At 58.1% G+C, this 11,966-nt stretch carries 9 protein-coding genes; 2 read left to right on the top strand and 7 right to left on the bottom strand.

Translation table 11 applies throughout. The features are described from left to right. Positions 1-109 precede the first annotated feature (109 nt). Complete coding sequence (gene ppa / locus AC27IQ_RS12955) at positions 110-637, bottom strand: inorganic diphosphatase (RefSeq protein ID WP_272569020.1); 528 nt, start codon at positions 635-637, stop codon at positions 110-112. Between the two features lie 258 nt (positions 638-895). Here ppa and AC27IQ_RS12950 point away from each other — a divergent pair, with 258 nt between their 5' ends. Then, positions 896-2,977, top strand: a complete 2,082-nt coding sequence (locus AC27IQ_RS12950) for a sodium-translocating pyrophosphatase (RefSeq protein ID WP_284412829.1) — start codon at positions 896-898, stop codon at positions 2,975-2,977. Between the two features lie 319 nt (positions 2,978-3,296). Here the strand turns inward: AC27IQ_RS12950 and AC27IQ_RS12945 are convergent, their stop codons facing one another. The 5 genes from AC27IQ_RS12945 to AC27IQ_RS12925 all read right to left on the bottom strand — a co-directional run bounded on the left by AC27IQ_RS12945 (position 3,297) and on the right by AC27IQ_RS12925 (position 10,257). Beyond that, on the bottom strand, positions 3,297-3,680 hold the full coding sequence (locus tag AC27IQ_RS12945) for a hypothetical protein (protein WP_487089712.1): 384 nt from the start codon (positions 3,678-3,680) through the stop codon (positions 3,297-3,299). Positions 3,681-3,878: 198 nt separating this feature from the next. Further along, the gene (locus AC27IQ_RS12940; protein ID WP_487089711.1) at positions 3,879-4,145 is read right to left on the bottom strand and encodes a hypothetical protein; all 267 of its coding nucleotides are present in this window, start codon (positions 4,143-4,145) and stop codon (positions 3,879-3,881) included. Positions 4,146-4,434: 289 nt separating this feature from the next. Continuing rightward, positions 4,435-4,854 carry a hypothetical protein gene (locus tag AC27IQ_RS12935; protein ID WP_487089710.1) on the bottom strand — a complete coding sequence of 140 codons (420 nt, stop codon included), beginning with the start codon at positions 4,852-4,854 and terminating at the stop codon, positions 4,435-4,437. Continuing rightward, positions 4,836-7,652, bottom strand: a complete 2,817-nt coding sequence (locus AC27IQ_RS12930; RefSeq protein WP_487089709.1) for an Ig-like domain repeat protein — start codon at positions 7,650-7,652, stop codon at positions 4,836-4,838. The genes AC27IQ_RS12935 and AC27IQ_RS12930 overlap by 19 nt, the downstream gene beginning before the upstream one ends. A gap of 145 nt (positions 7,653-7,797) precedes the next feature. After that, positions 7,798-10,257 carry a DUF6531 domain-containing protein gene (locus AC27IQ_RS12925; RefSeq protein WP_487089708.1) on the bottom strand — a complete coding sequence of 820 codons (2,460 nt, stop codon included), beginning with the start codon at positions 10,255-10,257 and terminating at the stop codon, positions 7,798-7,800. A 336-nt stretch (positions 10,258-10,593) separates the two neighbouring features. Here AC27IQ_RS12925 and AC27IQ_RS12920 point away from each other — a divergent pair, with 336 nt between their 5' ends. Continuing rightward, positions 10,594-10,743: a hypothetical protein gene (locus tag AC27IQ_RS12920; RefSeq protein ID WP_487089707.1), complete on the top strand. Its 150-nt coding sequence runs from the start codon at positions 10,594-10,596 to the stop codon at positions 10,741-10,743. A 6-nt stretch (positions 10,744-10,749) separates the two neighbouring features. Here AC27IQ_RS12920 and AC27IQ_RS12915 read toward each other — a convergent pair whose 3' ends face one another. After that, positions 10,750-11,655: a hypothetical protein gene (locus AC27IQ_RS12915; RefSeq protein WP_487089706.1), complete on the bottom strand. Its 906-nt coding sequence runs from the start codon at positions 11,653-11,655 to the stop codon at positions 10,750-10,752. Between the last annotated feature and the right edge of the window lie 311 nt (positions 11,656-11,966).

The following is an 11,966-nucleotide window of genomic DNA, read 5'->3' as shown; positions in this document are numbered from 1 at the left end:
AAGCCTGCGGGCACGCAGGCCGGCAGGCTTTGGCAGGTTCGGCCCCGGGCGCCAGGGCGGCGGCCGGAACGGTAGAACCTGAAAAAGAAGCGAAGGGAAGCGCCCTATCTCACTTCTTGTAGTTGGCCAGGCCCTCCACGATTTCCTGGTGGGCGGCCTCGATGCCTTCCCAGCCCAGCACCTTGACCCACTTGCCTTCTTCCAGGTCCTTGTAGTGCTCGAAGAAGTGGCTGATGGCCTTCAGGCGCATCGGGTTCACGTCGTCCACGGTCTTCCAGTTTTCGTACATCTTGAGGACCTTGGTGGTGGGCACGGCCAGCACCTTGCCATCGACGCCCGCTTCGTCTTCCATCTTCAGGATGCCGAGCGCGCGGCAGGGCACGACCACGCCGGGCAGCAGCGGATAGGGGGTGATCACCAGCACGTCCACCGGGTCGCCGTCGCCGCTAAGCGTTTGCGGCACGTAGCCGTAGTTGGAGGGGTAGTACATGGCCGTGGTCATGAAACGGTCCACGAAGATGGCGCCCGATTCCTTGTCCACCTCGTACTTGATGGGGTCCGAGTCCATGGGGATTTCGATGACCACATTGAAGGTTTCAGGGGTGTTCTTGCCGGGGGTGACGTTGTTGAGGGACATGGATCTCTGAAGGTTGAGGAGGTGATGGGCTCCGGCGGCCGCGGGGCCAGCCCGCGCCGGGCCGGGGGTGGCGCGATTTTAGGCGCACGCCCGGCCGCGCTTGCCCGCGCGGGCCCTTGGCAGTAAATTGGCTGCGTTGGCCAATCGTCTCCGCCTGCTCGCGCGCAGGCCCCGGGGCACGAGGAAGCAACGCAGCGGAAGCACCACCGATGCGTTGTGTTTCCTTTCCGTGCAATCGACACCCCAAGGAGAAAGAGCATGGCGAACCCGGCAGCGTTGAACCCTCCCCTGATACTGGCCCTGATCTGCGGATTGATCGCGGTGGCCTACGGCCTCTGGGCCCGCCGCTGGATCCTTTCCAAGGACCCGGGCAACCCCCGCATGCAGGAGATCGCCGGCGCCATCCAGGCCGGCGCGGCCGCCTACCTGGCGCGCCAGTACCGCACCATCGCCATCGTGGGCGTGGTGCTGGCCGTGCTCATCGGCCTGTTCCTCGATGCCATGACGGCCGGGGGCTTCGTGGCCGGCGCGGTGCTGTCGGGCGCCTGCGGCTTCATCGGCATGAACGTGTCGGTGCGCGCCAACGTGCGCACCGCCCAGGCCGCCACGCAGGGCATGGGCCCGGCGCTGGACGTGGCCTTTCGCGGCGGCGCCATCACCGGCATGCTGGTGGTGGGCCTGGGGCTTTTGGGCGTGACCGGCTTTTGCTGGCTGCTGGTGGGACGCGGGCAGTTCACGCCCACGGCCGATCTGGCGGCGCTGCTCAACCCGCTGATCGGCTTTGCCTTCGGCTCCTCGCTGATCTCGATCTTCGCGCGGCTGGGCGGCGGCATCTTCACCAAGGGCGCGGACGTGGGGGCCGACCTGGTGGGCAAGGTGGAGGCCGGCATTCCCGAGGACGACCCGCGCAACCCCGCCGTGATCGCCGACAACGTGGGCGACAACGTGGGCGACTGCGCCGGCATGGCCGCCGACCTGTTCGAGACCTACGCCGTCACGCTGATCGCCACCATGGTGCTGGGCGCCCTCATGGTGACGGCCGCGCCGGTGGCCGCGGTGACCTACCCGCTGGCGCTGGGAGCGGTGTCCATCCTCGCGTCCATCGTGGGCTGCTTTTTCGTCAAGGCCTCGCCCGGCATGAAGAACGTGATGCCGGCCCTGTACAAGGGCCTGGCGATCGCGGGCGTGATCTCGCTGGTGGCCTTCTGGTTCGTCACCGCCTGGCTGGTGCCGGACAACGCCATCGCGGCCAGCGGCAGCCAGATGCGGCTCTTCGGCGCCTGCGCGACGGGCCTGGTGCTCACGGCCGCGCTGGTGTGGATCACCGAGTTCTACACCGGCACGCAGTATTCGCCCGTGCAGCACATCGCACAGGCCTCCACCACGGGGCACGGCACCAACATCATCGCGGGGCTGGGTGTGTCGATGCGCTCGACCGCCTGGCCGGTGCTGTGCGTGTGCCTGGCCATCCTGGTGTCGTATGCGCTCGCGGGCCTGTACGGGGTGGCGGTGGCGGCCACGGCCATGCTCAGCATGGCGGGCATCGTGGTGGCGCTGGATGCCTACGGCCCCATCACCGACAACGCCGGCGGCATCGCCGAGATGGCCGAAATGCCCGCCAGCGTGCGCGAGATCACCGACCCGCTGGACGCCGTGGGCAATACCACCAAGGCCGTCACCAAGGGCTACGCCATCGGCTCGGCAGGGCTGGCAGCGCTGGTGCTGTTCGCCGACTACACGCACAAGCTCTCGGCCTATGGCCAGGCCATCCGCTTCGACCTGTCGGACCCGATGGTGATCGTGGGCCTGTTCATCGGCGGGCTCATCCCCTACCTGTTCGGCGCCATGGCGATGGAGGCCGTGGGCCGCGCGGCGGGCGCGGTGGTGGTCGAGGTGCGCCGCCAATTCCAGACCATCCCCGGCATCATGGACGGCACGGGCAAGCCCGAGTATGGCAAGGCCGTGGACATGCTGACCACCGCCGCCATCAAGGAGATGGTGGTCCCCAGCCTGCTGCCGGTGGTGGTGCCCATCGCCGTGGGCCTGCTGCTGGGACCGAAGGCGCTGGGCGGGCTGCTGATGGGCACCATCGTGACCGGCCTGTTCGTGGCGATCAGCATGTGCACCGGCGGCGGCGCCTGGGACAACGCCAAGAAATACATCGAGGACGGCCACCACGGCGGCAAGGGCAGCGAGGCGCACAAGGCCGCCGTCACCGGCGACACCGTGGGCGACCCCTACAAGGACACGGCCGGCCCGGCGGTGAACCCGCTCATCAAGATCATCAACATCGTGGCGCTGCTGATCGTGCCGCTGGTGGTGCGGTTTCACGGGGGGTGAGCCCGCCCCGGCACGGGCAATGGCGACAAGGCCAATCAACGAACCGCGAGGAGATCTAGGCAATGACGAACATCCGCAGCGCCTTGTGGATGTTCAGTTTGGGGCTTGAAGCGAACGCACAGCTTGCGAGGCAGGGAACCTACATGGGCTTCACTTAATACCGCTGTGTAGTAGACCTGTGGCGCATTCGCAGCGCATTGGCGCCATACGCGGCATCCGGATTGAAGACCGCCAAGGGCATGTCCCCAGCCAGACGATTTCCCGAATCGGATTACCTGACATCCGATCAGCTTCAGCAAGCCGTGCAATTGGCCCTTATTTAATACTTCCAGAATGGCGTAACATTTTCCGGCGTGGAAGCAAGTGCAATCTTCATCAAATCATAAATCTCAGGCACCCCTTTTATATAAAACCAATTGATTTGACCAAAATGATCAATATCCACTCTAAATCTAGCATCCCCATGATCAATTAGATAACTTACCTCTTCGACAAGCGGGGCCTCTTTTAGCTGCTCAGCAGACAGTCGGGGATAGGGAAATGCCATAAATGAAAAATCGGTCGGTTCACCAGCAATTTTTTGCGCAGGCACGATGACACGTCGCAACTGACTAGCAACATTTTCCCCACCCTTTTCCAACAGGTTTCCCTCAAGCCTTGGCGCCCAGAGAGCAAGAACATCAACGAGCTTAACTTCTGCCATTTTTTAACTCCCTTTTATGACCCGCTTTGTACATCAGCGCGCTACCTAAGGCACAGTAGAAGTTTGTGTTGCAGGTTGGATCGGTGTTGCAGCAAGCGCACTAAACAGTTCGTCCGCAGAGGCTAAAAACAGAAGCCCCCCGGACCCCACATCTTTAGCAGCTGGCAGGGATTGCTGGTGGCTTACTTGAGGAAATTACTACCCAAGCAATGGCACCAGGGAAGCAATGACAAAAAACAGCGGAACCAAGGCACAGAGAACAACAAAAACTTTCTCTGTCACTCCTACCCTCGGAAAGATTTTTATTGCCACCATAAAAATCACTACAGCCACCCCCTGCATGGCAACCAATTCAACGAGAGTACCTCCATGGAGGTAATTTCCGAAATTAGTGAGAGACAAAACAAGAGGGAAAGCGACAACTGCCCCATAGTAGGCCATCTTGATAATTTGATTGAAGGCCATATTCACTCCCTGCAATTTTAGCCACCACTCAACCCGATGGAATCAGACTGCGCATATCTTTCCAACCCTGGGACGCTCCCGATTCCAATTCTGGAAAGAGTAGCGTCGATGCGACTAAAACAGTCAAGATGAATACACGCAAGAGGGCGTAACGTCAAATATCCAGCGGCTAAAAAATAAGCCGCCCGCCCCTCCAAAGCCTTAGCAGCTGGCAGGGGGTTGCGGGTGGCCTTTTTTAGATTAAAAAAAAGAAACGGGCTACTGGCGCTTATGGGCATTAGATAGAGTGTTATTTATTTTGAAGCAATCCATTCTGATAATCGGATCCACAAAGGTTGGGTTTGGCTTCAGCTGGATGCACGATGCAACTCCACGTCACCTTACCTTGATCAAGCATAGGCTCTTGCAAAACAATCACCGCAAACTTGGTGCTTTGAATCATGATGGCCCCCCCTGCTGTGACCCAACCAAAGTCGAATTTCATCGGGGCCAAGCCGGACGGTGGCGGCAAGTGCAACGGACCGGCCTGTGGCACAGGTTTTCCAGGGGATGCTATTAACGCTTTAGCAATTTCAATCTTCAATGGCGAAGAATGACCAACAACCAAACCAACGTAATGGCGCGGCGTGACTTCAGCCACAGGACTGCAAGCTGCAACAAATGCAGCCATCAAAACCGTAGCCCTCATTCTCATCGTGTGCATGAGCATCCTGAATCTCCGTTTTGAAGTGCTTTGTTGTACTGGTCAAGCAGTTGACGCGTAATCATGGCCTCAGCCTTTACATCCAATTGGCGATGCAAAACCCCAAGTGGATTACCCATCCTGACTCTTGTTATTAACTTTCCGCCAATGCCTTGATTGACATGCAGCATCTCATGCGCCAAGGTTTGCAGGAACTCACTTCGAATCATGTCCATTACAGGTGTTCTGCTGTCCCCGTACAAGTTCGAATTCAAGGTGATGTTATTGCGCCAATCAGTCATGCCTTCCCCATTCTCCCCCATGTTGTCCATAGTGATTGACCTCGCTAATTTTTCGAATTCTCCGGGGTTGGCGCATCGAAGTGTTTCCACCGCTTTTCTGATCTCCTCATCCGTGGCCAACCCCAGCCTATCGGTGTGGGAGAGCGGATTGCCGCCTACATAGCTGTACGTGTTCCACCCACCTGCAAGACCAATCGGATCACTTTGCGCATATCTCCCCAACCCCGGAACGTAATCCCGATTCCAATTCTGGTGAATCCCCGACTCCACGTCATAGTACTGACCTGGAAAGCGCAGATTGAATACAAAGTCCGTCTGACCCGCAGGACTGCTCTCAGCTGCCGTGGTGCCGAACGGCTCGCTCATCCAACGCCAGCGCACCGTATTGGCACGATCAACCACCACCCGCGGAGTATTCAAATGGTCTGCATGGATGTAGTAGACCTGTGGCGCATTCGAAGCCGCATTGGCGCCATACGCGGAATCCGGAGTGAAGACCGCCAAGGGCATGTCTCCCAGCCAGACGATTTCCCGGATCGGATTGCCTGACGCGTCGTATTCGCCCAGTAGATGGCCTTCGGCGTCGTACACAAAAATCGTTGTACCACCGGCCAGCCCCGTGCTCTTTCGCACCCGCAAGCCATTGTTGTCGTAGGTGTAGCTGGTGGAGCCCTGCGCATTGGTTGCCCGAACCAGCCTGCCTTTCAAGTCGTATTGCAGCGCGAAGTTGCCATCCGACGTGGTGTTGCCCGCTGCGTCATAGGTCAGCGTGATCGCTGGCTTATCGATGGAAGCCAACTGGTTGCTTTTGGGCTTGAGGTTGTACCAGCTCGATACGCCGTTGTCCGAGGCCACGTTGATGCGGTTGCCTGTACCGTCATACATGTAGGTCCAGGTTCCTTGGGCGGTGCTCACCTGTGTCAGTCTGCCCGATGCGTTGTAGCTGAACTGCTGATCCAGCGAGGGGGCCGATGAGCCGCTCGTTGCACCTGACACTGCACGGTAGTGGGTGTAGCCCGTGATACGGCCTGCCCCGTCGTAAGACACGTCACGCAGATACTCGCCCAGCGGATAGCGTATCAACCGGCCATGGGTGTCCATGACCCTGCTGTGCGCCAACGAGCCGCTGGTCATCGCCCAGTTCCAACTTTGCGGTGCACCGAAAGGTGCGTATCGCAACCCGGTGATCAAGGAGATGGGCGTGCTGGAAGCATCTTTGCCGAGACCCAGGGTAACGGGCAAACCACCGCCATACCCAATACTCAGTTTGCGACCCGAAGGGTAGGTCATGCCGATCACGTTGCCCGCAGCGTCGTATTCGTAAAGCGTGGATAAGACAACGGCCTTCTGGTTGGCAGTCGAGTTCGGATGGAGCGTTTGCTGGGCCTTGGTCACACGCCCTTGGGCGTTGTAGGCATAGGTGGTCGTCCCTTCAGGGAAACTGATCGTGGTCAACCGACCGATACCGTTGGAGAAATCGCCACCCGTCTGGTCATAAATCCATGTGTAGCTTTGGCTTTGCTGCCCAGCCTGGCTGAAAGTGCTGCCGGTCAGGCGGTTGATGGCATCGTAGGTATGGGTGGCAAGCACGCCACGGCTGTCTTTGCTGGTCAGCAGGTTGCCCGCAGGGTCGTAACTCAGTTCGGTGCTACCGGTATCTGGGCTGCGCTGCTGTTTGACCTGCCCCAATCCGTCGCGGTCATACTGTGTCGTCAGGCCTATCGGGTCGAATACAGCGCTGACTTGGTTGCTGCTGTCGTAGCTGATGACGGTGCTGTTGCCGGATGGATCGAGAACTTTCTTGGTCCGCCCCAATGCATCGTATTCATTACTGGTTGCCAAAGCCAAGTCTGGGCTATCGGGTGCCTGAGTCACCACCGTCGGATGACCTTGAGCGTCATAAGCCAAGCTCACCACGGGTGTGGGCGAAACAGGCGGGCTGGGCAATGCCATCGGTGCACCCGCCACGGTGAAAGACAACGCATTGGAGTTGCTGGCAGAGACCGCTGCACTACCAGCATAGCTGGCGCTCAGGTGATGGGCGCCAGCCACGGCAAAGCTGGTTTTCAGCGTCGCAACACCGGCATTCAAGTTGGCCGTGCCCAAGGAGGCAGAGCCGTCCTTGAATGTGACGGTCCCTGTGGCCGTGGATGGGCTGATAGTGGCCCGCAGGGTGACGGCCTCGTTGGCGACGCTGCTCGAAGGGGCGGCGCCCAATGCCAGCGTGCTGGCAGTGGCGGTTGCCTTGACCGTCAGTTGCTTTGCCGAAGAGGTGCTGGCAGCGTAGGTGCTATTGCCTGCATATACGGCTGTGAGACTCTGCGTGCCCACCGTAGCGAACGTTGTAGCCAGGCTGGCCACGCCTGTGCTGTTCAGGGTGGCATTACCCAAGTTCGTGGTTCCCGCCATGAAACGAACCGTGCCCTTTGCGGCACTCGGTTTGATGGTTGCCGTGAGTGTGGTGGATTGCCCCACAGAGACGGTGGACGACGCGAGCGTTAAATCGCTCGTGGTTTTGGTCAAGGCCTGAGCCTGGGTAAACCATGGAACAAGGCACCAGCAGAGGATGAAAAAAAAGACGGCGCAAGAATGACCGCACAGGGGCTTTAAAAAGAGCGGCTGTATCCATCGAGGCCGGCTGAATCAATGCAAACATGTTGGGCGTCTCTTATTCCAAGCCGGTGGTCTTTTGCAAGCGGCCCACAGCGTCGTACATACGGGTGATATGGCGGCTGAGAACGCCGGCAGGATCTTTGGTTTGCTGAGCGACACGGTTACCTGCGTTGTCCAGCGTGTAATCGATTCGGTTGCCCAGGTTGTCAGTAACGGCGGTCAAACGGTGGGCAGCGTCGTATTCAAAGCCAATCCAATTAGCATCGGGACGCGTGGCCCGCGTCAACTGACCTACGGCATCGTATGCATAAGTGGTTGCCTGACCCGCAACCGAAGTGCTCAACAGGCGCTGGCGCGCATCGTAGGTATTGGCAGTGACAACACCATTCGGATCGGTAATCTGGGTGATCTGGCCTGCGCCGCTGTAGCTGTACAGGGTGACATGGCCCAATGGGTTGGTGACCTTGGTGGTGTTCCCCGCAATGTCGTAGCCGTAGGTCCATACTTTGCCGCGCGTGTCGGTCATGCTTGCCACCAAGCCTTGATCGTTGTATGTCCAACGAACGGTCCGGCTCTCGTTGCTCGCAGCGTCGGTGATGGTTTCGCTGAGCTTGTTGCCCAACGGGTCGTAGGTGTATGCGGTGGTGCGGCCCGCCTCCGTGATCATGACCGGCAGATGCAGCGCTGGGTGCCACTGAGTTTGCGTGGTTTGTGCCAAAGGGGTGCTGGCTGCGCGGGTGCTTTTAAGCAGCAAACGGCGTGAAACATCCCATTCAAAGGTGGTTTTGTTACCAAGGAAGTCTGTTTCCAGAATGGGCAGATTCAAACCATCGGCAAAACTGCGGCTGGCGACGGTAGCGCCTTCAAAGGGACCGCTCGCGCCTAGGGTGCGCACCGTGCCGTCGCCACCTTGGTAGTTCCAGGTTTGCACATTGCCACGCGGATCGGTGGTTTGAACGCTGCTTTGGTACAGGGCCCCATCGACACTGCCAGTGGTCAGGCTGCCCTTATCCGCACTATTACCTTCGGGGTATGTGACGCTATAGCTGAGTACACCCCCTGCGTGGCTGGTGGATGTGGCACGGCCGTCAGCGTCATAACTGAAGGTCGCATAGCGCCGTCCGCTCTCATCGTTGATGCCGGTCAGCAAATCAGGATATTGAGCATTCTCATATAGATAGGATTTGCTTCGGCTGTCTGGATAAAGCACGCCAAGGGGACGACCCGTGCCATGCAAGGTATATGCGATGGTCTGGCCATTAGGGGCCGTAACGCTTGCAAGATGGCCTTGAGTGTCATAGAAGAATTGCAGCTTGCGACCAAAGGCATTGGTCACCTGGTTCAACGCACCGCCTGCATAACTGAGTGTCATGACCCACCCGTTGCGCCGCCCTATTTTGACGAGTACGTTATTACCATCGAATTGCCAATATGCATCGTCCTCCAGGCGAGTGATCCGCCATCCATCCGTATTTTGCTCCAAGCGGTATTCCCCGCTGTCGTTGACCCAGGGATCCGTTTTGGTATTTCGTGTGAACAGGGCCAATGTCCCGTTGCCGAATTGCGCATTGCGTTGGAAATCGCCGCCTACCAGCTGAGCAGAATAATTGTGTGACCAATAGCCTCCCCAACCTACGGGGACCTGGCTACCGCTGCTGCGATAAGTGCGGACAAGGCTTAAAGGGTGAGCGCTCTGGTCCTGCCAATCGGTTTCAACTTGAATTTTGGCGCCAGACACAGGGGCAACAGGATTGCCAAGCAACATCCCTGGATCCGCTCTGCAGATGGGAACATCTGTGACATTGATATCCATTTCTGTACTAACGTTATTGCAATCTCTGCAGATTGCTGTCAGGCGGGCAACCATCGGGCGGCGCGGGGGAATATAAGTAAATTCAAACCTCCCATTAATATCAGTTTTTCCACTGATCGATAAACCTCCAGGAACAGAAACTGTAACAAGCCAATTCTTGCCCGGCTCACCATTGGCTTTTACTGTTGCAGCCATTGATAATGATGGCCCCGCAGGCAAGACTTTTGTGGCCGCCGGACCATCAATACTGATGCTGAAGCTGCTTATACAAACTTGATATTCAGGCGAATAAACTGGGCTTCCTGGAGGGCAAACGCATGAGGCGTTATCTTCGCTGGGCATAAGGTGTGCAAAAGGCCCGTTGGGATACCACCCATAAGGACAAGATGCGGCGATCTCTTGTTCGCTTGCATATAGGTGCCCAGTACCATAAAATATGCATACCTTTTGATATGAAAAGCTACCGGGCAATAATTCATACGATTTATACCACCCTGGCCTCCACGCATTGGCATCAATGATCGACTGCTCACAAGCTTCGCCTGGCGTTGCGTGAAAGCCGGGAGGCCCCCAAAGAGGAGCCGGGGGAGCAGCTGCAACACACAGCGGCGAGAACAAGAAAAGAACCGTCAGGAGCAGGTACCGCCGGACATTTTTCAATCGCAAATTAAAAATCAGGACCAGCTTTTCAAGAAATCTCATTATGTTTCCAGCGAATTTCAAAAAATCTTTTTCAGATCGATAGCGCAGTCACGGCAAGCGCTTCAATGTCAGAGGTAAAGGCAAAAATGGGGAGCCCCTCAATGCCCCACTTGCTTTCATCAGAGCGTGTTCCTGGCGCAACTCCACTAGGGAACCGCAGGGTTGATCAAATTCACGGAGTGGGTGCTGTCGGCAATTTTTATTGATGGGCCAGAGACCCTCAAGATCAAAAATTTGCACCAACACGCGTTGTCGCAATTTTAACTACAAAACAATAATTCTATTGCTTCAAAGTCAAGTCAACCACGAAGTGGCCGGCAGACGCTGGACGAGCGCGTGCTGATCTCGGTCGCCGCAGGTATCGGCAGCGCCTACTGGATCGTCCAGCATGCGCCCGAAGCGAGCGTGAGGCTTGCCGAACGCGGGAAACGCCGCATGGGTTCTGCCTGCAACCCAGCGGTGTTTTGGCTTTCGGCTGTGGTGTGATTCCCTTTATTGCCCGTTCACCAGCAGGCGCGTCGCCTCCGACGTCTTGACGCCGTTGGCATTGGCCGTGCGCACGACCAGACCCTTGTACCGGCCCGAGGCGACCAGCCAGGTGTAGCTGACGTTGGCCGTCGTCGCGCCGCCGGTCACCTCGATCTTGACCTTGCAGGCGGGAAACGTCCCGGCCAGCACGCTGACCGACTCTGTCGAATAGGTGGTGATGCTGGTCTGCGCCAGCGCGGGCTGCGTGGTCCCGCCGCTTTCCGTCGTGGTGGAATAACTGGCCGCGTAGGCCGTGTCCAAGGCAGGGTTCAGCGGTGCACCCGTATAGGCGTAGGGCGTGAAATAGCTGCTGGCCGTGGTGGTCGTGCCCTGAAAGAGATTGGAGACAGTCAAACCGTAGGTCTGCCGCACGTCACCGACAACGCTCGAATAATTGTTTTCGGTCGTGGTCATGACGCTGCCGCCGAAGGGTCCATTAACGGCGGCGTTGCTGTAAGTGGTGGTATTGACCTGGTTCACCAGGAACAGCCCGGTCCTGCCGCGAAAGCTCGCGCCATTCGACGTGGCGAATTTGCGTTGCTGGGTGGAAATGACCGTGGTGCCGTCGGTGTAATACACGTTGGCGTCGATCTGGGCGGTATTGCCAGCCTCCGTGAGGACATGGCCGTCCTCGCCGCAATCTCTGGCGACGGTCGAAGGGGTGGTGGGCGTTACGGGTGCCGTATCGCCTGGGGCGGGCGTCACGGGGGTGGTGCCACCCGTGGTGCCGGTGCTGCTGTCGCCACCCCCTCCGCCTCCGCAGGCCGATAAAACGCACAGGGCGATGACCCCGAATACCTTGGTGGTGGTTTTGGAAATTCCGAAAGAGCCAGAGATGTTGGAAAGATTTTTGGTTTCTGGACGATTCATGGTTGCGCGCAGGTTTTGGAAAGGCCCGTAGCCTATGCGAGGCGCAACCAATGACTGAAGCAATTTCACTCAGTTACATCTGCATGCCATTCAGCGCAACAAAACCCACACGCCATTGAAATCAATTGGCAATTTCTCTAAAAATGCATTAGTGCTTCTATTTTTTACTTGGCATGGCGTATGCCCACCGAATAGATCGCAACTTTTTATAAAAAGGAAACCAAACGGCGCGTCAGGCAGCCGTGCCTTGCCCGTGCGGGCGCAACCGCACCGGGCCCGAGCGCGCCTCGATGGCCGCCTGCACCTCGCGC

It is taken from the genome of Acidovorax sp. KPB24-07, assembly GCF_057543315.1.
Note: the sequence above shows the minus strand (reverse complement) of the source record. Positions and strands in the feature narration are given on the sequence as shown.

Coding starts and splice junctions, on each gene's coding strand:
- ppa (WP_272569020.1), bottom strand. CDS start 637: ATGTCCCTCAACAACGTCACCCCCGGCAAGAACACCCCTGAAACCTTC.
- AC27IQ_RS12950 (WP_284412829.1), top strand. CDS start 896: ATGGCGAACCCGGCAGCGTTGAACCCTCCCCTGATACTGGCCCTGATC.
- AC27IQ_RS12945 (WP_487089712.1), bottom strand. CDS start 3,680: ATGGCAGAAGTTAAGCTCGTTGATGTTCTTGCTCTCTGGGCGCCAAGG.
- AC27IQ_RS12940 (WP_487089711.1), bottom strand. CDS start 4,145: ATGGCCTTCAATCAAATTATCAAGATGGCCTACTATGGGGCAGTTGTC.
- AC27IQ_RS12935 (WP_487089710.1), bottom strand. CDS start 4,854: ATGCTCATGCACACGATGAGAATGAGGGCTACGGTTTTGATGGCTGCA.
- AC27IQ_RS12925 (WP_487089708.1), bottom strand. CDS start 10,257: ATGAGATTTCTTGAAAAGCTGGTCCTGATTTTTAATTTGCGATTGAAA.
- AC27IQ_RS12915 (WP_487089706.1), bottom strand. CDS start 11,655: ATGAATCGTCCAGAAACCAAAAATCTTTCCAACATCTCTGGCTCTTTC.